Origin of the sequence: Actinomadura sp. NPDC000600 (genome assembly GCF_040492135.1) — a bacterium.
Lineage (GTDB): Bacteria > Actinomycetota > Actinomycetes > Streptosporangiales > Streptosporangiaceae > Spirillospora.
On sequence record NZ_JBEUPD010000011.1, the window covers coordinates 1 to 24,091 of the forward strand.

20 protein-coding genes, 1 rRNA gene and 1 riboswitch are annotated in these 24,091 nt (G+C 71.4%); of the genes, 5 read left to right on the forward strand and 16 right to left on the reverse strand.

What is annotated here, in order from left to right; all coding sequences use genetic code 11:
- From ABWI07_RS17665 to ABWI07_RS17700, 8 genes are all read right to left on the reverse strand, one after another.
- A 16S ribosomal RNA gene (locus ABWI07_RS17665) occupies positions 1-547 on the reverse strand; the annotation flags it as partial.
- A gap of 706 nt (positions 548-1,253) precedes the next feature.
- The gene (locus ABWI07_RS17670) at positions 1,254-1,610 is read right to left on the reverse strand and encodes a hypothetical protein (protein ID WP_149262933.1); all 357 of its coding nucleotides are present in this window, start codon (positions 1,608-1,610) and stop codon (positions 1,254-1,256) included.
- A 60-nt stretch (positions 1,611-1,670) separates the two neighbouring features.
- Positions 1,671-2,261, reverse strand: a complete 591-nt coding sequence (locus tag ABWI07_RS17675; protein WP_353819151.1) for a phospholipid scramblase-related protein — start codon at positions 2,259-2,261, stop codon at positions 1,671-1,673.
- Positions 2,262-2,658: 397 nt separating this feature from the next.
- Complete coding sequence (gene groL / locus ABWI07_RS17680) at positions 2,659-4,287, reverse strand: chaperonin GroEL (RefSeq protein WP_141578529.1); 1,629 nt, start codon at positions 4,285-4,287, stop codon at positions 2,659-2,661.
- Between the two features lie 849 nt (positions 4,288-5,136).
- Positions 5,137-6,120: a hypothetical protein gene (locus tag ABWI07_RS17685; RefSeq protein WP_353819152.1), complete on the reverse strand. Its 984-nt coding sequence runs from the start codon at positions 6,118-6,120 to the stop codon at positions 5,137-5,139.
- Positions 6,121-6,416: 296 nt separating this feature from the next.
- Complete coding sequence (locus ABWI07_RS17690) at positions 6,417-6,695, reverse strand: MoaD/ThiS family protein (RefSeq protein WP_149262935.1); 279 nt, start codon at positions 6,693-6,695, stop codon at positions 6,417-6,419.
- A gap of 15 nt (positions 6,696-6,710) precedes the next feature.
- Positions 6,711-7,955 (reverse strand): threonine synthase, encoded by a 1,245-nt coding sequence (thrC, locus tag ABWI07_RS17695; RefSeq protein ID WP_353819153.1) that lies wholly within the window; start codon positions 7,953-7,955, stop codon positions 6,711-6,713.
- Between the two features lie 16 nt (positions 7,956-7,971).
- A riboswitch (SAM riboswitch) is annotated at positions 7,972-8,113 on the reverse strand.
- A gap of 95 nt (positions 8,114-8,208) precedes the next feature.
- Entirely contained in the window at positions 8,209-9,144 is a 936-nt protein-coding gene (locus ABWI07_RS17700) for a cation diffusion facilitator family transporter (RefSeq protein ID WP_160161107.1), read from the reverse strand.
- A 309-nt stretch (positions 9,145-9,453) separates the two neighbouring features.
- On the opposite strand from ABWI07_RS17700, the gene ABWI07_RS17705 reads away from it, so the two are divergent.
- The gene (locus tag ABWI07_RS17705) at positions 9,454-10,383 is read left to right on the forward strand and encodes an RNA-guided endonuclease InsQ/TnpB family protein (RefSeq protein WP_353819284.1); all 930 of its coding nucleotides are present in this window, start codon (positions 9,454-9,456) and stop codon (positions 10,381-10,383) included.
- A gap of 66 nt (positions 10,384-10,449) precedes the next feature.
- A complete protein-coding gene (locus ABWI07_RS17710; protein WP_353819154.1) occupies positions 10,450-11,943 on the forward strand; it encodes an alpha,alpha-trehalose-phosphate synthase (UDP-forming) in 1,494 nt (497 codons plus the stop codon).
- 47 nt (positions 11,944-11,990) lie between these two features.
- Here the strand turns inward: ABWI07_RS17710 and ABWI07_RS17715 are convergent, their stop codons facing one another.
- Entirely contained in the window at positions 11,991-13,019 is a 1,029-nt protein-coding gene (locus tag ABWI07_RS17715; protein ID WP_353819156.1) for a sulfotransferase family protein, read from the reverse strand.
- Positions 13,020-13,106: 87 nt separating this feature from the next.
- Positions 13,107-13,658: an RNA polymerase sigma factor gene (locus ABWI07_RS17720; RefSeq protein ID WP_141578537.1), complete on the reverse strand. Its 552-nt coding sequence runs from the start codon at positions 13,656-13,658 to the stop codon at positions 13,107-13,109.
- A 121-nt stretch (positions 13,659-13,779) separates the two neighbouring features.
- On the opposite strand from ABWI07_RS17720, the gene ABWI07_RS17725 reads away from it, so the two are divergent.
- Positions 13,780-15,702: a serine/threonine-protein kinase gene (locus ABWI07_RS17725; protein WP_502912830.1), complete on the forward strand. Its 1,923-nt coding sequence runs from the start codon at positions 13,780-13,782 to the stop codon at positions 15,700-15,702.
- Between the two features lie 177 nt (positions 15,703-15,879).
- On the forward strand, positions 15,880-16,473 hold the full coding sequence (locus ABWI07_RS17730) for a PadR family transcriptional regulator (RefSeq protein ID WP_149262942.1): 594 nt from the start codon (positions 15,880-15,882) through the stop codon (positions 16,471-16,473).
- A gap of 51 nt (positions 16,474-16,524) precedes the next feature.
- Here ABWI07_RS17730 and ABWI07_RS17735 read toward each other — a convergent pair whose 3' ends face one another.
- The 3 genes from ABWI07_RS17735 to napA all read right to left on the reverse strand — a co-directional run bounded on the left by ABWI07_RS17735 (position 16,525) and on the right by napA (position 19,412).
- Entirely contained in the window at positions 16,525-17,463 is a 939-nt protein-coding gene (locus ABWI07_RS17735; protein ID WP_353819158.1) for a hypothetical protein, read from the reverse strand.
- 769 nt (positions 17,464-18,232) lie between these two features.
- Entirely contained in the window at positions 18,233-19,054 is an 822-nt protein-coding gene (gene otsB, locus ABWI07_RS17740) for a trehalose-phosphatase (RefSeq protein WP_149262945.1), read from the reverse strand.
- A 19-nt stretch (positions 19,055-19,073) separates the two neighbouring features.
- The gene (gene napA, locus ABWI07_RS17745) at positions 19,074-19,412 is read right to left on the reverse strand and encodes a nucleoid-associated protein NapA (RefSeq protein WP_149262946.1); all 339 of its coding nucleotides are present in this window, start codon (positions 19,410-19,412) and stop codon (positions 19,074-19,076) included.
- Positions 19,413-19,746: 334 nt separating this feature from the next.
- On the opposite strand from napA, the gene ABWI07_RS17750 reads away from it, so the two are divergent.
- Positions 19,747-20,361 (forward strand): MarR family winged helix-turn-helix transcriptional regulator, encoded by a 615-nt coding sequence (locus ABWI07_RS17750; RefSeq protein WP_149262947.1) that lies wholly within the window; start codon positions 19,747-19,749, stop codon positions 20,359-20,361.
- Here ABWI07_RS17750 and ABWI07_RS17755 read toward each other — a convergent pair.
- From ABWI07_RS17755 to ABWI07_RS17765, 3 genes are all read right to left on the reverse strand, one after another.
- A complete protein-coding gene (locus ABWI07_RS17755; protein WP_160161108.1) occupies positions 20,358-21,005 on the reverse strand; it encodes a TetR/AcrR family transcriptional regulator in 648 nt (215 codons plus the stop codon). The genes ABWI07_RS17750 and ABWI07_RS17755 overlap by 4 nt on opposite strands.
- 236 nt (positions 21,006-21,241) lie before the next feature.
- Positions 21,242-21,538, reverse strand: a complete 297-nt coding sequence (locus tag ABWI07_RS17760) for an SHOCT domain-containing protein (protein WP_353819159.1) — start codon at positions 21,536-21,538, stop codon at positions 21,242-21,244.
- Positions 21,539-21,647: 109 nt separating this feature from the next.
- Positions 21,648-23,951 carry a S8 family peptidase gene (locus ABWI07_RS17765; RefSeq protein ID WP_353819160.1) on the reverse strand — a complete coding sequence of 768 codons (2,304 nt, stop codon included), beginning with the start codon at positions 23,949-23,951 and terminating at the stop codon, positions 21,648-21,650.
- Between the last annotated feature and the right edge of the window lie 140 nt (positions 23,952-24,091).

Below are 24,091 nucleotides of genomic sequence, written 5' to 3' on the forward strand. Positions count from 1 at the left end.
TTACGCCCAATAATTCCGGACAACGCTTGCGCCCTACGTATTACCGCGGCTGCTGGCACGTAGTTAGCCGGCGCTTCTTCTGCAGGTACCGTCACGTTAGCTTCGTCCCTGCTGAAAGAGGTTTACAACCCGAAGGCCGTCATCCCTCACGCGGCGTCGCTGCGTCAGGCTTCCGCCCATTGCGCAATATTCCCCACTGCTGCCTCCCGTAGGAGTCTGGGCCGTGTCTCAGTCCCAGTGTGACCGGTCGCCCTCTCAGGCCGGTTACCCGTCGTCGCCTTGGTAGGCCATCACCCCACCAACAAGCTGATAGGCCGCGAGCCCATCCCCAACCGAAAAACTTTCCACCACCCAGCCATGCGACCAGTGGTTGTATCCGGTATTAGACCCAGTTTCCCGGGCTTATCCCAGAGTCAGGGGCAGGTTGCTCACGTGTTACTCACCCGTTCGCCGCTCGAGTACCCCCGAAGGGGCCTTTCCGCTCGACTTGCATGTGTTAAGCACGCCGCCAGCGTTCGTCCTGAGCCAGGATCAAACTCTCCATCAAGGTCCAAACGACCAACCAGGGGGCGAACCCCAGCCGGCCAAACCTCAGGAAACAATCCCGGCATCACCACCCCAAAAAGGGGCGGCATTGCCTCAAAGAAATCCCCACCACCCCCACAAAGGAGAGCGGCACGGGGCGACCCGGCCGAACAATCGACCGAGCCGATAAAGGCACTGGCTTTTAACACGCTGTTGAGTTCTCAAGAAACGGACACCCACCGCGCTGGATCCGCTTTCGCGTTTCCCGCTCCGGGGCGACTCGCCTTACTTTATCGGATCCGTCCGGACTGTCAATTCCGGGCTTCTCCGATACGCCTTTCCAATCCCGCTTGCGCGGCACCTTCCGGGCGGTGGAGCTATTTCATCAGATCCGGTCCGATTGTCAAAATCGAGCCTTTCCGACCCAACACGACGTTGCGGGCGCGACGAAGCCGCGTCAGCTTGATCGTGGTTGGTTCCCCCGGGCCGGCCGCCGTCAGGCGTCCCGCACTCCCGTGGGGCGAAGTGAACAGTATGCCCAAGACGAGGGAACGTCAAACCGGCTCGCGCGTGTCAATGGCTCCGGTTCCCCCGCCCGTCCGCGCCGGGACCACTCCGGAGCCGGATCTACCTCGGGTTTTGCCCGGGTTCACCCCACTCGCAGGACTCGAACTTCGCATTCACGCGGCCGATGTCTCTGTTCGGCAACGCCGTCCCTTCGGCGTGGCTCAGGACTGGGCCAGGTAGCCGCCGACGAACAGGACCCCCTCGGCGATCACCCAGGCGAAGGCCGCGGCGGTGAGGAGCACGTCCAGCCGGTGCGGCTTGCGCCGGACACCCGGCATCGACCAGGCGGTCACAGCGACGGCCACGGCGATGAGGGCCACGGGCGCCGAGACCCGCACGGCGTCGTCGAAACCGGCGCCGCATCCCGGGTCGTAGCCCTCGCCCTCACCGCAGAAGGCGGCGTCGCCCCACCCGCCGAGGGCCGAGAAGGCCCAGAGGACGGCCAGCGCGCAGTTCGCGATCGTCGGAATGGCCGGCGAGATCCACCAGCCGCTCGGACGCTCGGACATGGCCTGCACGCACGGAACGTACCTCGCTTCGCGGCGGCCGGGAACCCCCGCCGGGCGGCCGCCGCCGGGTTAGGTGATCTCTTTGGCCTCGTGCAGGTTCATGTCCATGACGATGGCCGTCATGACCGCCATCGTCCGCAGCGGCTCCCGGACGGGGTCGGTGATCTCCACCGCGTACTTGTCGGCCGTCGTCAGCAGGTGCGTGGCGAGCCCCGCCCACTTCTTGCGCACGTGCGCCACCTTGCCGCCGTCGGGGTCCTTCACCTCGAAGTTGTTGCGCGGCACGTCCACCTCGACCGTGCCGATGTGCGTCCCGCCGTCGTCGTAGACGACGTAGCGGCGGCCCACCCTTTCGGTGACGAACGAACCGACCCGCTCCCCGTCCGGCCGGAGGACCTCGGTGTACTCCCGGCCGGCCTGCTTGTCCACGACGTACAGCGGTTCGCCGTCGGGCGTCGTCAGCAGGACGGCCCGGGCGTCGAGGTTCGACTTGCCGGGGAACAGGCCGCGCATGACCGCCGAGTCGCCGTGGTCCTCGGTCGGCGCCGCGATGGCGAGGACGGTCCCGTCGCCGTCCAGCACCTTGTACCGCGACTTGGCGAACGGTCCCCTGCGAGGCTGTTCGACCCTGAGCACCGGGGAGCTGAACACTTCGCTCACGCGTTCTCCTGCCTCATCGGCCGCATCGGCGACCGCCCTCACTGTTCACCTTGCCGGCGTGCCCGCACCCTCCGCGGCATGCCTTCCAAGCGGCGATCCTGCCAACGGCAGGCCCCCAGGGGAAGCACTTTCCGCGCCCGGCCAGGCCCAGCGCACCCGCCGCCCCGCGTTCCCGGCCCACTGACCTGCGGCGGTGCGGACAAGGTGACCGTCTGAGGAACATTCTTCTTTCGCCCCGGCGGCACCCGGCCATCGCCGCGGACATCCACGCCGGGATCTCCACCCTCCCGATGGCGTCCACCCCGCCCGGCTTCGGCCCCATGGCACGCCAAAAGGGGCGGTCCCCGAAGGAACCGCCCCTTTCACTCACACCCGCAGGCGCGACGTGAGGACCCGATCAGAAGTCCATGCCGCCGGCGTCGGGCATGCCGCCCGCCGGGGCCGGGTTCTTCTCGGGCTTCTCGGCGATGACGGCCTCGGTGGTCAGGAACAGCGCGGCGATCGACGAGGCGTTCTGCAGCGCGGACCGGGTCACCTTGGCCGGGTCGAGGATGCCCGACTCGAACATGTTGACGTACTCGCCGGTGGCGGCGTTCAGGCCCTCGCCCGGGGTCAGGTTGCGGACCCGCTCCACCACGACGCCGCCCTCGAGGCCGGCGTTGACGGCGATCTGCTTCAGCGGCTCCTCGAGAGCGCGCTTGACGATGTTCGCACCGGTGGCCTCGTCGCCCGACAGCTCCAGCTTGTCGAACGCCTTGGTGCCGGCCTGCAGCAGCGCCACGCCACCGCCGGGGACGATGCCCTCCTCGACCGCGGCCTTGGCGTTGCGGACGGCGTCCTCGATGCGGTGCTTGCGCTCCTTGAGCTCGACCTCCGTCGCGGCGCCGGCCTTGATGACCGCGACACCGCCCGCGAGCTTGGCCAGGCGCTCCTGGAGCTTCTCGCGGTCGTAGTCGGAGTCGGTGTTGTCGATCTCGGTACGGATCTGGTTGACCCGGCCCGCGATCTCGTTGGCGTCACCGGCGCCGTCCACGATGGTGGTCTCGTCCTTGGTGATGACGACCTTGCGGGCGCGGCCCAGCATCTCGGTCGTGGTGTTCTCGAGCTTGAGACCCACGTCCTCGCTGATGACCTGGCCGCCGGTCAGCGTGGCGATGTCACCCAGCATGGCCTTGCGGCGGTCGCCGAAGCCCGGCGCCTTCACGGCGACGGACTTGAAGATGCCGCGGATCTTGTTGACGACCAGGGTGGCCAGGGCCTCGCCCTCGACGTCCTCCGCGATGATCAGCAGCGGCTTGCCGGACTGCATGACGCCCTCGAGGACGGGCAGCAGGTCCTTGTTGGCCGACGCCTTGCCCTGAACGATCAGGATGTACGGGTCCTCGAGGACCGCCTCCATCCGCTCGGGGTCGGTCACGAAGTAGTGCGAGATGTAGCCCTTGTCGAAGCGCATGCCCTCGGTCAGCTCGAGCTCCAGACCGAAGGTCTGGCTCTCCTCGACCGTGATGACGCCTTCCTTGCCGACCTTGTCCATCGCCTCGGCGATCATCTCGCCGATCTGCGGGTCACCCGCGGAGATGGACGCCGTGGAGGCGATCTGCTCCTTGGTCTCCACGTCCTTGGCGAGCTTGGACAGCTCCTCGCTCACCCGCTCGACCGCGGCCTCGATGCCCCGCTTCAGCGACATCGGGTTCGCGCCGGCGGCCACGTTGCGCAGACCCTCGCGCACCAGCGCCTGGGCCAGCACGGTGGCGGTGGTGGTGCCGTCACCCGCGACGTCGTCGGTCTTCTTGGCTACTTCCTTGACGAGCTCCGCGCCGATCTTCTCCCACGCGTCCTCGAGCTCGATCTCCTTGGCGATCGACACGCCGTCGTTGGTGATGGTGGGGGCGCCCCACTTCTTCTCCAGCACGACGTTGCGGCCCTTGGGACCAAGGGTCACCTTCACGGCGTCGGCGAGCTGGTTCATGCCGCGCTCGAGACCGCGGCGGGCCTCCTCGTCGAACGCGATCATCTTTGCAGCCATAGGCTCCAGTCCTCCCGGAACAAGGTGGCTTAGACGGATCGAGCCGACGCCCGCGACGGACGGCCCCGCCGACGACTTCCATTCCGCCGCCGGCCTGAGGCCTCATCGCCCCGACCCATGACTGTGTGAAGTTGTCACTCTCCACAGCAGAGTGCCAATGTTTGTTTAGCACTCTACCCCGTCGAGTGCAAGCGCCACACATCCTCGCCCGAAGGTGTCACCCCGGCGTCCCGAACCCGCCCTGACCAGCGGTGGGACCGCGGGCGCGCGTCCGTCACCCGTGCAGGTCGCGGCACTCCTCACGATGGCCGTCATGCCGAGGATCAGCGCGGGAGCCGCAGGCTCCTGGCCTGTCACTCGACCGTGGCACTGCCGAGGGCCGCGTGCCGGGGAGCAGCGGCGTCAGCGCGCACTCAGGAGCGGGGCAGCGGCAACCAACGTCTCACTGATCGGTGAGGCCGCCGCGAGCGCGGCCGAACCGGGGCGCCAGGAAATGACCACTTCGGGTGCCGTGGCCGAACGGTGGCGCCGCTCTGGTCGACGGCGGCCGAGGGGGCCATTTAATCGGAGAAAATGCGTGCGGACGATTTTAGGAGGACCTTGCCCGTTGCGTCCGCTGATGCCGTTCCGGGGGAATGCGGCGGCGTTTGCGGCGGCCCGATCGCCTGTGCTTGCCGCGGCCCAGCGGGCCGCTTTCGTGGAGTTCGGCGCGCGGCGAGGATTTTCTTCTCGGCCCAGGCGAAGGGCCGCCGCAAACGGTCCGGACATGGGTGGCCGCTCCGGCTTCGATGCGTGACCGGGCCGGAGCGGCCGTGGTGCTTCGGGTGCTCTCGCAGGAATCGCGGTCCGCTACTTGGCGGACTCCTGCTCGGGGCCCGCCACCGCGTTGATCACGGTGTTGCGCTTACCGCCGTGGATGTGGCTGTTGATGTCGCCGGTCATCGTCGCGCTGTTCCCGGCGAAGACCAGCGAGTGGGGCGACTTGGTGAGGTTGGTGAACACCGCGTCGCCGGAGCCGTTCTCACCCACGAGGACGTGGCCGTTCTGACCGACGGCCGCCTTCTCGGCCGCGTGGATGTCCACCGACCGGGGCTCCGGCCTGTCGGCCCGCCGCTGCGCCATCTGCGGAGCGGCGTCGGCCTGCTGCTGCTCCGGAGCGTTCTGCTGGGCCTCCTGCTCAGGCGCGGCCTGCTGCGCGTCCTGCTGCGGGGCGGCCTGCTGGGCGTCCTGCTCGGGCGCGGCCTGCTGCGCGTCCTGCTGCTGCGCGGCCATCTCCGCGTCCTGCTGCGGGGCGGCCTGCTGCGCGTCCTGCTCAGGCGCGGCCTGCTGGGCGTCCTGCTCGGGCGCGGCCTGCTGCGCGTCCTGCTGCTGCGCGGCCTGCTGGGCGTCCTGCTCCGGAGCGGCCTGCAGCGACTCCTGCTGCGGAGCCGCCTCCTGCTGCGGAGCGGCCTGCTGCTGCGGAGCCGCCTGCTGCTGCGGGGCGGCCTCCTCGTGCTCGGCGGCCTTGGCCAGGGCGACCTTGGTCGCCTCCTCCTCGGCGCCCTCGACGCCGGTGACGGCCGTGTTGTGCTTCCCGCCGTGGAGCTTCGTGGTGATGTCACCGGTCTTCACCGGCTTGTTCCCGATCGCCGTCGCGGCCTTGGGAGACCGGATGATGTCGGTGTACATCAGGTCGCCCGGACCGTGCTCACTGACGTACGTGGGGCCGTTGTGCCCGAGGTACGCCTTCTCCACGGAGTAGAAGTTGATGTCGGCCATGGCCGAGGGAGCCGCGAGGACGGCCGCCCCCATCGTTATCCCGGTCACGGCCATCGTGCGCAAAATGCGCTTCATGCCTTTCCTCACTCTCGTATGCCGATCGGCGCCCCAGGGAGCGCCACTCCGGGAACAATCTTCCAGGGCGTGACCAGCGAGAAAACCAAGTGCCGGAGAGGCGATGATCAAGATCCGAGACGGGAATCCGACGCTCGCTAAAGCTTGATCCATGCGCGTTTAGCCGGACCGCGCGAACAGCCGCCCAATTCGGTATCCACCGGGGCATCCGCGTTCCGAAGAATCGCGAATTCGCCGCCCGTGCACGGAAAAGCCCCGGCACGATGGGACGTGCCGGGGCTTGGGCGGGGACTGTGTCAGCCGCCCGCCACCGCGGGGATGATGGAGATCTGGGCGCCTTCGGGCGTCGGGGTGTCGAGGCCCTCGGCGAAGCGGACGTCCTCATCGCCGACGTAGACGTTCACGAACCGGCGGATCTTGCCCGCGTCGTCCAGGATGCGGGCGGAGATGCCGGAGTAGCTGGCCTCCAGGTCGGCGACGACCGCGCGCAGGGTGGCACCCTCGGCCTTCACCTCGGACTCGCCACCGGTGTAGGTCCGCAGGATCGTCGGGATACGGACGGACACGCTGCTCATGCTGCTCCTTCGTTCTCAGGCGAGGCCCGCGGCGCGGAACGCCTCCAGCGACGGGGCGATGTTCGCCGACGGCGCGACGACCGGGGCGACGGCGTCCAGGGTCTTCAGACCGTCCCCGGAGTTGATGATCACGGTCTCGGCGCCCGGGTCGAGGGCGCCGGTCTCGACGAGCTTGCGGAGGGTCGCGACGGTGACGCCGCCGGCGGTCTCGCCGAAGACGCCCTCGGTGCGGGCGAGGAGCCGGATGCCCTCGACGACCTGCTCGTCGGTGACGTCCTCGACGGCGCCGCCGGTGCGGCGGGCCACGTCCAGGACGTAGGGGCCGTCGGCCGGGTTGCCGATCGCGAGGGACTTGGCGATCGTGTCGGGCTTCACCGGGCGGATGACGTCGTGGCCCGCCTTGAACGCGGTGGCGACCGGGCCGCACCCGGCGGCCTGGGCGCCGAAGACGCGGTACGGCTTGTCCTCCACCAGCCCCAGCTTGATCAGTTCCTGGAACGCCTTGTCGATCTTGGTGAGCTGGGAGCCGGACGCGACCGGCACGACGATCTGGTCCGGCAGCCGCCAGCCGAGCTGCTCGGCGATCTCGTAGCCGAGCGTCTTGGAGCCCTCGGCGTAGTAGGGGCGGACGTTGACGTTGACGAACGCCCAGTCGTCCTGCTCCCCGGCGATCTCGGACGCGAGCCGGTTGACGTCGTCGTAGTTGCCGTCGACCGTCACGAACGTCCCGCCGTACACGGCCGTCGTGATGATCTTCTGGGACTCGAGGTTCGAGGGGACGAAAACCGCGCTGCGGATCCCGGCGCGAGCGGCCGCGGCGGCGACCGCGTTGGCGAGGTTCCCGGTGGACGGGCAGGCCAGCACCTTGAACCCGAGCTCGCGGGCGGCGGCGAGCGCGACGGCGACGACGCGGTCCTTGAACGAGTGGGTCGGGTTCCCGCTGTCGTCCTTCACCCACAGGCTCTGCAGGCCGAGGCTCTCCGCGAGGTTGTCGGCGCGGACGAGGCGGGTCAGGCCCGGCTCGGTGTTCGGAGTGTCGGCGACGTTGGCCGGGACGGGCAGCAGCCCGCGGTAGCGCCAGATGTTCCGCGGCCCGGACTCGATCGCGTCCCGGGTGACGCCCTGGAAGTCATAGGCGATCTCCAGGGGCCCGAAACACTCCTCGCAGGCGTAGAAGGGCCCGAGGTCGCGGGACGAGCCGCATTCGCGGCAGACGAGAGCGGTAGCCGGTCCGAGGTCTGTGGCAGGCGTGAGTGCCATGAGGGCGAGGCCTTTCTCCCCATCTTCCCTGCGCCACCTTGGTCGCAGGCCGGAGTTGGCACCATCTCCCGGCCGGCCTTCGCAGGATCGCGACGCGCCTCAGCCGGGTGGTTGCCGGGGCTTCGCAGGGCCGGTCCCTCCACCCCTCTGGATGAGCGTTATGAAGTTGTCGATCACGAGCGCTATGAACTCGTATGCGTGACTTTACATGAACTGACCGGATGCCAGACAGGCGGGTCCAGGGATTGAGACGTTACCCGGCGGGGCTCTTGATCACGCGTTGGGTCGGGTCGAGGAACACGTGCTTGACGATCGGGACGCACTCCCGGAGCCGCCGGTCGATCTCCCCGGCGACGTCCTCGGCCTCGTCGGCGCTGATGGCGTCGGAGAAGTGGACCTTGGCCGCGACGAGGATCTGCTCGGGGCCGAAGTGCATGGTGAGCAGCTCGTCCACGCCGGTCACGCCCCGCGCGCCGAGGATCTCGGCGCGGATCGTGCGCTGCGCCTCGGGGTCGGCGGCCTGGCCGATGAGCAGGCCCACGCTCTCGCGGCCGATCCCGAAGGCGAGGACGACGAGGAGCAGTCCGATGAGGACGGACGCGAGCCCGTCCCAGAACTCCGAGCCGGTGATCTGGCGCATCGCGAGCCCGCCTGCGGCGAGGGCCAGACCGACCATCGCCGCGGTGTCCTCGAACAGCGCGGTCTTGAACGTCACGTCGGGCGACTTGCGGACGTGCTCGACGAGGTCGCGGTCGTTCTCGCGCGTCTCCTTCCTGGCCTGGTAGAAGGCGCGGATCCAGGACGTCCCCTCCAGCACCGCGCCGAGGGCGAGGACGGCGTAGGCGAGCCACACCGTCGTCCCGGTGCCGCCGTGGCCCGTCATGGTCAGGACGCCCTCGAAGATCGAGAACCCCGCGCCGGCCACGAAGATGCCGAACGCGGCGAGCAGCGACCACACGTACCGCTCGTTGCCGTAGCCGAAGGGGTGGCGCTTGTCGGGGGGCCGCTCGCTGCGCCGGAGCGAGGCGAAGAGGAAGCCCTGGTTGAGGGTGTCCGCCACCGAGTGCGCGCTTTCCGCGAGCATGGCGCTGGACCCGGCCAGCAGGCCGGCGACCAGCTTCGTGATCGCGAGGATGAGGTTCGCGGCACCGGCGACGAGCACGGTTTTCGTCGTCTCGGACTTGCTCATGGCGACCGGGTACCCCCTGGGAGAATGACTAACCGGGCGAAACGGGCGGCAGCGCGGGCGATGCGGGCTACCGGAATGCGGGCCAGTGCTCCGGTCTTCCAGGCCGGGGGTGAAGGCCCGCGCTGGGAGGGGCGCCAAGGCCCGGGCAGTGCACGTCCCGCATGATCGCTCCATCCGGGACAGGTGCCGGTCGGCGAACACCTGTGCCGGAACTTCGTTACGAAGACCAGGTGGACGTGCATCGCAACGACGCGGTCTCTCTCGGTGCTATTGCCTTCGGGTTCGGTCATGGACCGGTACGGTGCGGGCGTGCAGTTACGTTACAACTACCGTTTGTATCCAACGCCTGGTCAGCAGATCGAGCTGGCCAGGGCGTTCGGGTGCGCACGGGTGGTGTTCAACGACGGGCTGCGCGCACGGCAGCAGGCCCGCGAGCAGGGCTTGCCGTACATCTCGGACGCCGAGCTGTCCAGGCGGATCATCACGCAGGCCAAGGCGACCCCGGAACGGGCGTGGCTGGGCGAGGTGTCGTCGGTGGCCCCGCCCCGGTACCGCTCGCGCAAGGACAACCGGCAGGCGATCAGGTTCACCAGGAACTCCCGCTTCAAGGTCCTGGGCAACGGCCGCCTGCGGTTGCCGAAGATCGGGGATCTGGCTGTCCGCTGGTCGCGCGCCCTGCCCTCGGCCCCGTCGAGCGTGGCGGTCATCAAGGATGCGGCCGGGCGGTATTTCGCCTCGTTCGTGGTGCAGGTGACCGACGAGCCGTTGCCGCCGGTCAAGTCCGAGGTGGGCATCGATCTGGGTCTGACGCACTTCGCGGTGCTGTCGGACGGCACGAAGGTGGCCGCGCCGAAGTTCCTGCGGCGCGCCGCCCGCAAGCTCAAGCGGCTGCAACAAGCCCTCGCGCGCAAGCAGCGCGGGAGCCAGAACCGCGAGAAGGCCGTCGTCAAGATCGCCCGCGCCCATGCGCGGGTGGCCGACACCCGGCGGGACTGGCAGCACAAGCTCTCGACGCAGATCATCCGCGAGAACCAAGCGGTGTACGCCGAGGACCTGTGCGTGACCGGTCTGGGCCGGACCCGGCTGGCCAGGAATATCAGGGCCGCTGGACAGGCGGACCTCAACGCCCGTGGAGCGCACGTAAGACCGGGCCTCGTCCCGGCAGCGCACAACGAAGCGGGAACCCACCCGGACGCCGTGCGTTCCACGCGCAGCGTGGAGGGAATCTCCGTCCCTTAGGGCGAAGAGGATGTCAACTCGCGGGTCACTTTGATGTGCCTCGGTCCCAACTGAGACCCTTCCCGTATGAGCCAAGTGCTGGTGGCCTCGAACCGGGGGCCGGTGTCGTTCTCGCTGTCGGACGACGGCGGGCTCACCATGCGGCGCGGGGGCGGCGGGCTGGTGTCGGGCCTCGCCGCCGTCACGGGCGCCCCGCGCGACCCCGGCCCGCCGCGTCCGGCCGGGACGTCGCCGGAGCCGTCCGCCGGGGACGCGGACGTGCTGTGGGTGTGCGCGAGCCTCGGCGAGGCCGACCGCACGGCCGCGCGCCGCTCCCCGGACGGCCGCCTCGACCTCGCCGGATACGAGACCGGCGGGGCCGCGGTGCGGATGCTCGACATCCCGGCCGCCACGTTCGACCGCGCGTACAACGGCGTGGCCAACTCGACGCTGTGGTTCGTCCACCACCTGCTGTACGACACGCCTCGCAGCCCGCACTTCGACGCGCGCGCCCGGCGCGACTGGCAGTCCTACGAGGCGTACAACGCGGCCTTCGCGGACGCCCTCGCCCGCGACGCCGCCCCAGGCGCGAAAGCGGCGATCCAGGACTACCACCTCTCGCTCGCCCCGCGGATGCTGCGCGACCGGCGTCCCGACCTGAAGATCGTGCACTTCTCCCACACGCCGTGGGCGCCTCCGGAGTACTTCAGGCTGCTCCCCGACGACATCGGCGCGCAGGTCCTGCTCGGCATCCTCGGTGCGGACCACGCCGGCTTCCTCACCGAGCGCTGGGCGTCGGCGTTCCTCGACTGCTGCGAACTGCTGCCGGGCGCGCGCGTCGACCGCGTGGCCCGCACCGTCACCTGCTCGGGCCACACCACGCGCGTGGGCGTGCACGGTCTCGGCGTCGACGGCCCGGCGCTGCGCCGGCGCGCCGCCGAGCAGGACGTCGTCGAACGGGCGCGCGCGCTGCGGGAGCAGGTCGGCGACCGGCAGCTCATCGTGCGGATCGACCGGACGGAGCTGTCCAAGAACATCGTGCGCGGGCTCGCCGCCTACCGGGAGATGCTCGTCAACCATCCCGAGTGGCGCGGCCGCGTGGTGCACCTGGCGTTCGCCTACCCGTCCCGCTACGACCTGCCCGAGTACCGGGACTACACCGCGGCCGTCGAGCGCATGGCCGGGCAGATCTCCGAGGAGTTCGGCACGGCCGACTGGGACCCGCTGATCCTGCAGGTGAACGACGACTACCCGCGCTCCCTCGCCGCCTACGGCCTGGCCGACGTCCTGCTCGTCAACCCGATCCGCGACGGGATGAACCTGGTCGCGAAGGAGGGGCCCGTGCTGTCTCGGCACGGCTGCGCGCTGGTGCTGTCGCGAGAGGCGGGCGCGGCCGCGGAGCTGTCCGAGGACGCGCTGGTGGTCAACCCCTACGACGTCTCGCAGACGGCCGAGACCCTGCACCAGGCCCTGCTCATGCCGCGCGCCCGGCGAGCCGAGCGCTGCGCCCGCCTGGCCGAGGCCGCGACGGCCCTCCCCCCGCAACGCTGGTTCGCCGACCAACTGGCCGCCCTCGACTGACGACGGTCAGGTTGGGGGCGTGGGGGTCTCGCCCGCCGCAATGACGGTCAGGGGGCGGCGGTGGTGGCGGTGTGTTCGGCGGGGAGGAGGCACTCGACCGGGTTCGGCTCGTGGTGCTGCCTCCAGCGTTCGCGCAGCGCGGCCTTGCTCTGGGCCATGCGGCGGTGGGCGGCGGTGCGGGTGAACCGGGCGAGGTGGGCCGCGGCGGGCTTCGGCAGGCCGCTGGGCTCGTAGCCGTACTCGGCGAGCCGCTCGCCGAACGCGGCCTCGGCGAGACTGATCTCCCAGGCGTCGAGGCGTTCGGCCCAGGAGCCGACGCGGTCGGTGGTGACGGCGTCGTGCGTCCGCCCGTGCCATCGCTTGCCGGCCGGGACGATCCGCTTCGCGAGGCCCTCCGGGTGGACCATCGCGGGGTCGAAGTCCTCGCCGAGGAACCCGCAGAGCCGGGTCAGCTCGTCGGCGGGGTCGGTGACGAGCCGCTCGTACTGCAGCTCGTAGTAGCAGTCCGGGCCGAGGCGCTCGGCGAGCCGGCGGCCGCGGTCGATCGTCTCCCGCCAGGCGGAGATGGCGTGGTGGATGTCGGCGTCGAACCAGGGCATCTCCATGAGGGACGCGACGCAGTCCCGGCCGTCCCGGACGAGGTGGACGAACTGGGCGTCGGGAAACATCCGCAACAGGGCGCCGACGTGCTGGGAGTAGCTCGGGCGCTTGTCGCCCCAGCGGGGCTTGCCGTGCAGGCGGGCGTAGGCGCGGAAGACGGTGCCGACGGCGGAGCCGAGCGTCGGCGGACCGTTGACGATCTCGTCGATGAGCCCGTCCGCGTCGATGCCGAGCGTCCGCACCCTGGTGGACCGCTCCCTGGCGATCCACTCCGCGAGCGCCCGCCTGTTCTTGCTGTCCCGGAGGTCACCGAAATCGCACCGCGCCGTATAGACGGGCAGGACGAACTTGGTCTCCGCCGGGATCGCGATGCGGGCGTGCGAGTGCAGCATCAGCCGCAGCAGCGTCGTCCCCGAGCGCGGGCAGCCGAAGACGAAGATCGGGCGGTCGTGGCGGAGCGCCGGTCCTGGTGACATGCACGCATGCTGGTGCAGCGCCCCGGTGCGGGGCCCTGGCTATGCACGCACCGTTGCTGTCCGCTTACCCACCTTTGACGGGCGGGGTCACGTGTAGGACTCGCCGAGCGTCTGCCTGACCTGCTTGCGCGCCTCGTGGATGCGGGACTTGACCGTGCCGAGCGGCAGCTTGAGCTGCTCGGCGATCTCCGCGTACTCCAGCTGCGAGACGTCCCGCAGCACGAGGGCCTGGATGAGGTCGGGCTTGCGGGCCTCCAGGTCCTCCATGGCGTCGAGGATGTCGACGCGGGACCCGGCGATGACGCTGGTCCGGCGCGGGTCGGGGCGCTGCTGCGGAAGCTCGCCCGCCTGCTCGACCGAGCGCCGCTTCAGCGACCGGTAGGTGGAGCGCGCGGAGTTGGCGACGACGACGTGCAGCCAGGTGCTGAACCGCGACCGGCCCTCGAACCGGTGGATGTTCCGCGCGACCTGGAGCAGCGCGTCCTGGCATGCCTCCTCGGCGTCCTGCCGGCAGGGCAGGAACCGGGAACTGTGCCGCAGCACGTCCGGCTCGATCCTGCGGAGGAGCTCGTTCAGGGCGCCCTGGTCGCCCTGCGCGGCCTTCACCGCCAGCTCCTCGGTCCTCTCGTCGAATGCCATGCCGCCTCAATGCTCGTTCGCGCGCTCACCCCGTTGTTGGGATGATACGGGAGTGTCTTTCCCACCATCAGTAGGCCGTTACCGAATCGATCGCGTCCTGGGTTCGGGGGCGTTCGCCTCTGTGTGGCTGGGGCACGACGACGCCCTCGAGTCCCAGGTCGCCATAAAGGTCCTGAACGGCAGCCTGATCGACGATCTGGACGTGCGCAACAGGTTCCTGGAGGAGGCCCGGATCCTGCGCCGCGCCGACTCCGAGCGGCTCGTGCGCGTCCACGACATCGGCGAGCTGCCTGACAGGCGTCCCTACTTCGTGATGTCGTACGCGGACCGCGGAACGCTCGGCGACCGCATGCGCGAACGGCCACTTCCGGTCAGCGAGGCCGTGGCGCTCGCCGAGCAGATCGCCTACGGCGTCGAGGTGATCAACACGCTGGGCGTCATCCACCGCGACCTGAAGCCGTCCAACGTGCTCTTCCAGTCGACGCCGGACGGCGGCGAGAAGCTGCTCATCGCCGACCTCGGCCTCGCCAAGGCGCTCGCGCACGCGTCCGGGGCGTTCACCCTCCCGGTCGGCACCCCCGGGTACATGTCGCCCGAGCAGGCGCGGTTCGGCGGCGGGCTCGACGTCCGCGCGGACGTCTACGGCCTCGGCGCGCTGACGTACCACATGCTCACCGGGCGGGCCCCGGGCCCGGCGCCGGTGAAGAAGGCGCCGAGCGAGCTGCGCGAGGGGCTGTCCCCCGCGTTCGACCAGGTGATCCTGCGGGCGCTGGAGGTCGAGCGGGAGAAGCGGTGGCCGACCGCCGAGGCGTTCGCGGAGGCGCTGTCCACGCTGCGGCCGACGTCCGCGGGCACGCCGGCGCCCGTCCCCGCGGCGTCCTCGTCGCCGGCGCCGCAGATCGACGCCGACGCGACCGTCCAGGACTTCTACCACGACGGCGTCCAGCTCCAGCAGCAGCAGCCGCGGCCGGTCCCGCAGCCCGGTCCCGCCCAGCCCGCCCCGGCGGCCCAGGGCGCCCCGGCGGACATGCGCACCCGGTTCGACCAGCCCGGCGAGGACGACCTCCACACGTCCGAGATGAACGTCCCGCCCGCTCCGTCCTCCGACGAGGTGACGGTCGTCGACCGGCCCGGCGGGCGCGCCGCCCCGTTCGGGCAGTCGGAGCGGCCCACCGCCCCGGACAACGACAACGACCGGACGATCGCCTACCAGGCCCAGCCGCAGGCGCAGCCGGCGGACGACGGCAAGACGGCCGTGTTCCCGACGCAGCCGCCGCAGAACGGCCCCCAGCAGGGCGCCCCGATGCAGCAGATGGGCCCCGGCGGCCAGCAGCCCTACGGGCCGCCGCCCACCGGTTTCCAGCCTCCGCCCCCCGGGCCGGTCCAGGGTGGCGGGCAGGGCGGGCAGCGCGGCGGCGGCGCGCCGAAGAAGTTCGCCACACCGCTGATCATCACGGCGGTCGTGCTGGTGGTCGCGGTGATCGGCGGGCTGGCGCTCGGCATGATGTTCTCCGGGGGCGACGGCAAGGAAGGCAAGGACGGCAAGAAGAAGACGTCGGCGATCCCGAAGGACTTCGTCGCCGTCTCCGACGACGCGGGCAAGATCAAGGCCGCGGTGCCGAAGGCGTGGCCGAAGCAGCAGGAGCAGACGTGGACGCCGTCCGCCGTCGGCCTCACCGACGGCCAGCCGCGGCCGGTGCTGCGCGCGACGCCCGACAAGGCCGCCTTCCTCGGCAACGGCAAGGGCCCCGGCGTGTTCATCGGCGTGACCACCGACCTGCGTCCCGGGCAGCTTCCGCCGCCGAACGCGGCCGGCCACGCGCAGTGCACGAAGGCCGCGCCGGAGAACTACACCACGCCGGACGGCGCCCTCAGCGGGACGATCACCCGCTACACCGCCTGCAAGGCGGGCACGCCGTCGGTCACCGAGGTCGGCCTGAAGGACAAGGCCGGCAAGTTCGGCCTGTGGATCCGCGTCAAGGAGGCCGACGACCGCGACGCCACCAAGGACATCCTCGACAGCCTGAAGGTCACCGCCCCCTGATCCAGGGCCCTGACCGGTACGGAAGCGCGCGACCAGGCGCGGAGCGGCGAACGCTCCGCGCCTGGTTCCGTTCAGGGCGGGCATGCCTCGGAGTGATTCACGTCACATTTGTTGTATCGCGACCCGTCACCGATATATCGTTGAGGCATCGCAACCGATCACTATAAGGAGACTGCGATGCACGAGCACACGATGAGAGGGCGCGGCGGCTTCCGGGGACCCAGGGAGCGGGGGCGCCGCGGCGACCCGTTCGGCCCGTGGGGGCCAGGCGGCCCCGGGCCCGGCTTCGGTCCCGGCCATCGCGGACGCGGTGGGCGCGGCCGGCGCACCCGGCGCGGCAACGTCCGGGCGGCGCTGCTCGCCCTGCTGGCCGAGCGGCCGATGCACGGCTACGAGATGATCCAGGAGCTGGACGGCCGCACCGGCGGCGTCTGGCGGCCGAGCCCCGGCTCGGTCTACCCGACCCTCCAGATGCTGGAGGACGAGGGCCTGGTCAGCAGCGAGGAGCAGGGCGGCAAGCGGCTGTTCTCCCTCACCGACGCCGGCCGCGAGGAGGCGTCGGCGCAGACCACCGCCCCCTGGGACGAGGTCACCGAGGCCGCCGGCGAGAACGTCCTGCGCGGGCGCGAGGCCATCGGCCAGCTGATGGGGGCCCTGCAGCAGGTGATGGCCGTGGGCAGCGAGGCGCAGAAGGCGCGCGCGCTGGACGTGGTCAACGACGCCCGCCGCCGCCTCTACGGGATCCTCGCCGATGACCCCGAAGCCGAGTGACCCCGGAGAACGACGACCGGAACCGCCGTGGCCGACAGGGCCACGGCGGTTTCACTTTCCGTTCGGGAAGGGCGCCTGCTTGGCGAGCCGGTCGGCCATGTAGAGCTGCTTCCACACGTACAGGCCCATGTCCGAGCGCCTGACGCGCCGGTCGACCGGGACGTCCACCGTCGCGCGGACCAGGTACGCCGCGCCGGGCGGAAGGTACTTGTCACCGCCGTCCCCCGCGAGCAGCGCGCCCCCCGCGAGCCGCCGCACGACCTGGCTGTTGGTCGGCGGCGTGCACATCGTCTCGGGGACGCCCGCCTGCGGCATGCAGCGTCCCCGTGCATCCGGCGTGACGAGGTCGCGCCTGACGAACACGTCGCCGGGGAAGTCGAGCAGGACCTTCTGGCCGGTCGGGTTGCTGAGGATGTACTCGATGTAGGGGAACGACGTCCCGGACGGCGGCGAGGACTGGAACGTCGTCACCACGCCGTCGCTGATCCCGGACGTGACCGCGGCGATCCTGTACCGGGACCCGTCGGCGGTGCCGACCGTGATGGGCGAGCCCGCGGGCGGCAGCTTGGCGGCGCCCGGCGGCTGCTCCCCGGCCGCGGGGGCCGCCGTCGTCCCGCCGCCCTTGCCGCCGGAGTCGGGCGTCAGCACGAGCCCTGCCGTGACCAGTCCGGCCAGGACGAGCACGCCCGCCGCGACCAGACCGCTGCGTCGCCCCTTTCGCCGCCGCTCCCTGCGCTCGCGCTCCCGCTCCCGCGACCCGAGGCGCACCTGGATGCCGCTGGTCTCGCGGACGCCCATCGGCCCCGGCGCCGACCACTCCTCGCGCTCGGAGTAGGCCTCCTGCGCCTCGGGCACGGCGGCCCACTCCGACCCGCCGAGCCGCGGATCCGGCTGCGACCGCGGCGGCGTCCCCCACACCCGAGGCGGCCCCTGCCCACCGGACGCGACCGCCCCCTCCGCCACCCCCGGCGAGGTCCGCTCGGACGACACAGGCGGGACATCCGAGCCGAGCGGAACAGCCGACCCGACCGGCACATCGGGTACGCCCGGCACGCCCGAGCCGGGCGGCACGGCCGAGCCGGGCGGCACGGCCGAGCCGGGCGGCACGGCCGACGCGGACGGAACAGACGACCCGGACGGAACATTTGACGCGCGCTGAGCGGGCGAAGCCAGAGGCACGTCCGACGTAACCGGCGCGCCCGGCACGGCCAATGCGGGCGGAACAGTCGATGCAGGCGGCCCGGGTGGAGCCAGCAGCGCGTCCGCCACGACCGGGATAACCGGCGCGTCCGACATTACCGGCGCAGCCGGAACGGGGGCCGCGGGCGGCGTAGTCGGGGCGACCGGTGCGGTCGGCGCGGCTGGCGCGGCCGGGGCGGTGTGGACTATAGGACGTGTCGGGGCGTCCGGCGGGATGGGGACGCCCGACGGGGCCTGGGCGCCCGGTGGCTGGACGGGCGTGCCTTCCCGGGGCGTGGCCCTCGGGATGCCCTGGGAGGGCGTGTGCCTGATGTCGCCCGGACGGCGCGGAAGTCCCGGCTCCGTGTCCACCGTCTAGCCTCCCGATGTCCGTCGTGCGGCTCCCCCGTGAACCCGCACTACCGCAATTCACCATATTTTGGCCTAATTAGACCCTGGTTCCACAACGGCCCCCGGAGTCTCGCGAGAAACGACAACTCGGGACGTGGTTCTTATCACCTCGCCAACAAGTCGTCCGCCCCCTGCGTCCCGGCCGGGGCGCAGGAGGCGGACGGACGGGTCAGGAGAGGGAGTCGGCGAGCGAGCCGATGAGGTCGACCACGCCGGCGGGGCCGTCGACCACCAGGTCCGCCCGGTCGGCGAGCGCGGTGACCTCGGTCGAGCCGCTGCACACCAGGACGCCGGGCACGCCCTCGGCGCGCAGCTCGTCGACGGCGTCGAACGCGGCCAGGTCGCCGAGGTCGTCCCCGGCGAACAGCACGGCGGAGGGGCGGGGCGAGCGGTCGTCCACGAACGAGCGCAGCGCCTTCCCCTTGTCCATGCCGGGCGGGCGCAGTTCGAGGACGTAGCGTCCCGGCTCCACGGACAGCCCCGTCCGCTCGGCGAGCGCGGCGAGGATGCTGCGCAGCCGGTCGAGCGCGACCTGCGGTTCGGCGCACCGCCGGGTGTGGACGGCGAGCGCCTGCCCCTTGTCCTCGACGAACGTCTCGGGCGGGGCGCCCGCGGCGGCCAGGACGCCGGGCAGCTTCGCGCGGGCCTCGGCGACGCCCGGCGGCGGCTCCGGCACCGTCAGCGTGCCGGACTCCCAGCGTTCGAGGCCGTACTGGCCGAGGACGACGAGGCCGTCGATCCCCTCGAAGCCGCCGTACTCGACGGCCACGGCGGCGGGGCGTCCGGTCACGATCAGCAGCGAGCCCACCAGCGGCGCCAGCCGGGCCAGGGCCGGTGCGGCGTCCGGATGCGCCCGGGCCGAGGCCGGATCGGGGACGATCGGCGCCAGCGTGCCGTCGAAGTCGAAGCCGAGCACGGCCCCGGTCGGGTTCTCACGGATGGCGTCAAGGCCGTCGGCGCCGACGGCCGTCGCAGAGCGGGGAGAGTTCACCTGACCAGTGTTGGTCAGGTCAGGGCCGGATGCCGAGTCGCCGCGCGGCACGGCTGCGTTGCCGCTGTGTCCGCATCCGGCGCAGGCGCTTGACGAGCATCGGGTCGCACTCGAGCGCCTCGGGCCGGTCGATCAGGATGTTCAGGAGCTGGTAGTACCGCGTCGCCGACATGTCGAACGTCTCGCGGATGGCCTGCTCCTTGGCGCCGGCGTACTTCCACCACTGCCGCTCGAACGCGAGGATGCGGCGGTCGCGCTCGGACAGCCCGTCGGCGCGGAACGCGGCGTCGTCCGCCCCGTCCTCGCCCTCGGCGGCGCCTGGTTCGGTCAGAGGTCGCGGGGGTTGACCATCGTCCATGGTTCTGTCCTGCGGGGGGACGTCACCGCGGGGGTCACCGGGGGCGTTCGCCGCTCGCATCAGGTCCCCTCTGTGGTTACTGATCCCGGGTCGTCCGGGTTCGGGCGGGAGCCATGCTACGCGTCCGAGCCGACAAGTTCCGGCGGATCCCGGGGAACGGACGCCGGTGCTTCAGTGCATCACATCCCCGTTCACCTGGGGCTCTTTCGCTCCGTGTGTCCCAGTGGCAACGCCGCCCCGGCGCGCCGCCAAAAATATGTACTCTACATCCGTTAGAGTGGGTGATCCGCAGCGTCCGGCGCCTGAGACGGCGACCACGGAACGGAGACCTTGCATGGCGACGGAGACCTCCGCCACGGGACGGACCGCCGAGCGGGCCGCGCCCCGGGACGGGAGCCTTCCCGAACCCCCCGCCGACGGCGTGCTCACCGATATCGCGACCGCGCTGTTCCATCTGCGCCGCGTCTGGGCCAAGCCCGACCTCGTGAAGCGCATCCGCGCCCAGACGTCCGCCGCGACGGACGGGCGCCCGCTGCAACTGTCGAACCTGATGGTGGTGAACGCGGTCGCCGCGCTCACCGACTGCGGGCCTTCGGACGAACCGTCCTGCGAACCCACGGTCGGCGCGGTCGCGGAACGCCTTGAGATCGACCCGTCCACGGCCAGCCGCCTCGTCGGGCACGCCATCGACGCCGGCCTGGTGTCACGGCGCCCCTCCCCCGTGGACGCGCGCCGCGCCAACCTCGGGCTGACCGAGGCCGGCCGGCGCGTGAAGCAGGTCTCCGACCGGTTCCGCCGCGCCTACCTCGACGAGCTGATGTCCGGCTGGTCGGAGCGGGAGCGCACCGAGTTCGCCCGCCTCCTCACCCGCTTCGCCGACGCCGCAGTCCAGGCCCCGATGTACCCGGACGGAATCGGCCGCATCTTCGAAGAGGCCGCAGCCGACTAGGGTTGCTGCGGCGGCATCACGGTGTGCGCCCTCCCGTCCGGACGGGCTATGACGTGGCGGGCGAGCCCGTGCAGGTGCTCGCGGAACCTTTGCAGCGTGGCCGGATCAGTGGGTTCCCGACGCCGCCCATCCGTGTCCACGAGGCCGCGCTGGGAGAAGGCGAGAACGGTCCAACTGAACGTCCGCATGACCATCCCGACGTCCAGGTCGTCGGCGAGAGTGCCCCTCACCAATTCGACCAGCCGGCCGAATGAGGGCCCGCCGAAGAGGGGCTCCAGTTCTGAGATGTCGCTGGCGTCGGAAAGCCAGCGCTGCATCCAGAAGGCCCCGAGCTCCGGGGTCTCCATGGCAAGGTCAAGGTACGTGTCGAGCAGCCGGGTGAAACCGTCGAGATCCGGCGTGTAGACGGCCTCAACCGCTTGCACCCAGTCGATGCGCCGCTGCAGAGCGCGCTTGAATACGGTCAGGTAAAGGGCGTGTTTGCCACCGTAGCGCTCGACCACCGTCTCCACACCGACACCCGCGGCATCGGCGATCATCCTGTTGGTGACGCCGTCGTACCCAAGTTCACTGAGCAGCCTCACGGCCACAGTGAACACCCGGTCATCCTTTGCCTTGCCGTCGGGATGGGGCACATCACTCACTTCCTGTCTCGATCCACGTCCCTCCAGGCTAGGTGGGTGCCGCGACGCCGGACCCAAGGCCGTACAGTCAGGGGCTGCGAATTCCGCCAAGGCAGCCAAGCCATTCGTTGACGATGCCGCGCTGTGACCTTGGCCTCCACGGCGTCGGACAACGGCCGCATACAGCGAGGGAGTTGAAGCGGCGATCGTTCTGACGGGGCCAGTGTGGGGTGGGCCCACACTGGCGCCGTTCGCGGTCAGTCGCTGTTGCGGAGGGCTGACATGCGGGTGAGGTACTCGTCCTCGTCGATCTCGCCTCGGGCGAAGCGCTCGGCGAGCACCGACCGCGCCTTGGTCATCGGGTCGGCCGCCGCCTTGGCCGCCGCGGCGCCGTCGTGCACCCGCCGGCGGATGAAGTAGAAGGCGGTGCCCAGGACCGCCAGCCAGAACAGGCCGAACATGACCGGGAAGACCGGCCAGAAGGCGGGGGCGTCCCCGTCGTTCCAGCCGCCCGGGTGCATCGCGGCCGCCTGTGTCACCAACGTCGTCACCATCGTTCATCGACCCTTCCTGTGTTCGGATAAGTCGATGCTCGGCGACGGGTACGGGGGCCCGCATCGCCTGGCCGGAGGCACTCGCGCTACGCCCGCCGGAGTACCGCGCTCACCACCAGGGCGGCCGGTAGTCCTCGTCGTCGGCGGGGCGCGGCGGCTTCGAGTGCCGCCCGCGCGGCTCGTCGTCGGCCGTGCCCAGCGGCGGGACAGGCCCTTCCGGCGGTTCGGCATCGCCCGGACCGGGCAGCGGGACGTCGGGGAACCCGCCCAGGGGCCCCTCGTCCTCGGGAGGTACGTGCGGGGGCGGCGGCTCGTTCGGGGGTTCCGGGGATACCGCGGCGAGCGGAGCCGTCGTCCCGGTCTCGGGGAGGTCCGGCGTGTCGAGCGCGCCCCGGCGGAAGGCCTCCCACTCGTCGTCGTCGAGGACGGACGGCTCCTCGCGCGCCGAGCCGTTGAGCCCGCCGCCGTTGTGCCCGTTCCCGTTGAGAGGGTCGTGCCCGTTCAGGGGGTCATGCCCGTTCAGAGGGTCATGCCCGTTGAGGGGGTCGTGCCCGTTGCGCGTGCCGTGCCCGCCCGCGGCGAACTCGCCGGGGACGAACGGGCGCAGCTCGCCCGGCATGACCGGGGGCTGCTTCGGCTCGATCGGCGGCGGGAGCTTCCCGTCCCAGCCGGACGATGGCGCGGGCTCGGCGAAACCGGCGTCCGGAGGAGCGAAACCGCCCTCCGGCGCAGCGAACCCTCCGTCCGGCGCAGCGAACCCTGCCTCCGGCGCAGCAAACCCTGCCTCCGGCGCAGCGAACCCTGCGTCCGGCGGAGCAAAACCCGCGGGGCCGGGGTCCGGCGGCGGGACGTCCCAGATCGGGGCGTCCAGCGGCACGGCCTCCTGCGGCAATGCCTCGTGCGGCGGGGCCTCCTCCGTGAAGGCGGGCGCCTGGTAGACCTCGTTGCTCTGGAAGAGCGGCGAGCTGACCGGCGCGACCGCGGGCGCCTCGTACGCACCGGCGGGCACGGCCGGGGCGCCGGCGGCCACGGGTTCGCGCGGCGCGGACGGGGCGGACGGCAGGCCGTAGTCGGCGACGGCGTCGGCGTCCCCGTCGTCGTCCTCCGGGCGCCGCCGCTGCCGCCAGCCGAGCACGAGCCCGAGGACGACCAGCACCCCGCCGCCGCCGAGGACGAGCGGGAACAGGAAGCCGGAGTCGCGGCCGACCGGCTGCGCGGCGGGCTGCGGCGTCGGGGCCGGGGGCGGCGGCGTCTCCACCGGTCCGCTGGAGGTCTTGTTGATCTGGTTGGCGGCGACGAGGGTCCGCACCGCGTCGACCGTCCCGCGGCATTCGGGCGAGCCGGTGGGATGGCCGGGCCGGGCCGGCGAGCCCTGGAGGAGCGCCCGCCTGACCTCCTCGGGGCTGAGTCTCGGGTAGCGGGAGCGGACGAGCGCGGCGACCCCGGCGACCATCGCGGACGAGGCGCTGGTGCCCGTCCCGACGACGTAGCCGTTGCTGGCGTCCGCGCTGACGATCTCGACGCCGGGCGCGCAGACGGCGGCGCCAGAGCGCCGGTTGCTGTCCTTCCAGAGGCGCAGCCGACGGTCGAGCGCGCCGACGGCGATCACACCCGGGTAGGCGGCGGGGAAGTTCTTGCGGTTCGCGCCGGAGCCGTCGTTGCCCGCCGAGGCGATGAGCACGACGCCCTTGGAGAGCGCGTACCGGATCGCCTTCTCCTGCGAGGGCGTGCCGTCGTAGGCCTGGCGGCCGCCGCCGAGCGACATGTTGATGATGCCGGCGCCGTGGTCGACGGCGTACCGGATGCCCTGGGCCACGGCGTCGCGGTCGCCGCCGGCGCCCGGCTGCTGCCCGCTGTCGCGGCGCAGCGGGTCGTCGTTCTCCAGCGTGACGCGGATGGACAGGACGTTGCTGAGCGGCGCGACGCCCATCATGCCCTGCGACAGCCCGGGGCCGTGGCCGTGGCCGGCGATGATGCTGGCCATGGACGTCCCGTGCAGCCCCCAGTAGCGGCTGCCGGGGCGGCGCACGCCGCCGGTGAGGTCGGGGCCGGTGACGACGCGCCCGGTGAGGTCGGGGTGGCGCCTGTCGACGCCGGTGTCGAGGACGGCGACCGTGACGCCGCGTCCCCTGGAGTACCGCCACGCCTTCTGCGCGCGCAGGACGTCGAGGTGCCACTCGCGGGAGCGGATCTGGTCGGTCGGCGCGTTCAGCAGCCGCCCGGCGACGGCGCCCGCGGAAGCCCCGCGCACCGTCTGCCCGCTGGCCGGGCTGCCGGAGACCATCGCCGCGGGCACGGCCACGGCCGCGCCGAGCGTGAGGACGGTGAGGACCGCGGTCGTCCGGGCGCCGAGCCGGAGCAGCGGCTCGGCCGGTCGGGCATGCGCCGGACGACGCCGACCGGCTTCGGACACGCCGCCCCTCCCTCCGGCAGACCGCCGCGCTCCACGGCGGGTGACATTCTGCCACGCGAACCGCCCCTGGCCCGGGCACTCGGCACATTAGGGCACGGTCCTGGACAGCGCGGATCTTCCCGGATCAGTCTTCCGTACCC

Excerpts from the sequence above, each read along its gene's own strand:
- groL (WP_141578529.1), bottom strand. The coding sequence starts at position 4,287 with ATGGCTGCAAAGATGATCGCGTTCGACGAGGAGGCCCGCCGCGGTCTC.
- ABWI07_RS17685 (WP_353819152.1), bottom strand. The coding sequence starts at position 6,120 with ATGAAGCGCATTTTGCGCACGATGGCCGTGACCGGGATAACGATGGGG.
- ABWI07_RS17690 (WP_149262935.1), bottom strand. The coding sequence starts at position 6,695 with ATGAGCAGCGTGTCCGTCCGTATCCCGACGATCCTGCGGACCTACACC.
- thrC (WP_353819153.1), bottom strand. The coding sequence starts at position 7,955 with ATGGCACTCACGCCTGCCACAGACCTCGGACCGGCTACCGCTCTCGTC.
- ABWI07_RS17700 (WP_160161107.1), bottom strand. The coding sequence starts at position 9,144 with ATGAGCAAGTCCGAGACGACGAAAACCGTGCTCGTCGCCGGTGCCGCG.
- ABWI07_RS17710 (WP_353819154.1), top strand. The coding sequence starts at position 10,450 with ATGAGCCAAGTGCTGGTGGCCTCGAACCGGGGGCCGGTGTCGTTCTCG.
- ABWI07_RS17715 (WP_353819156.1), bottom strand. The coding sequence starts at position 13,019 with ATGTCACCAGGACCGGCGCTCCGCCACGACCGCCCGATCTTCGTCTTC.
- ABWI07_RS17720 (WP_141578537.1), bottom strand. The coding sequence starts at position 13,658 with ATGGCATTCGACGAGAGGACCGAGGAGCTGGCGGTGAAGGCCGCGCAG.
- ABWI07_RS17730 (WP_149262942.1), top strand. The coding sequence starts at position 15,880 with ATGCACGAGCACACGATGAGAGGGCGCGGCGGCTTCCGGGGACCCAGG.
- napA (WP_149262946.1), bottom strand. The coding sequence starts at position 19,412 with ATGGACGATGGTCAACCCCCGCGACCTCTGACCGAACCAGGCGCCGCC.
- ABWI07_RS17750 (WP_149262947.1), top strand. The coding sequence starts at position 19,747 with ATGGCGACGGAGACCTCCGCCACGGGACGGACCGCCGAGCGGGCCGCG.
- ABWI07_RS17760 (WP_353819159.1), bottom strand. The coding sequence starts at position 21,538 with ATGGTGACGACGTTGGTGACACAGGCGGCCGCGATGCACCCGGGCGGC.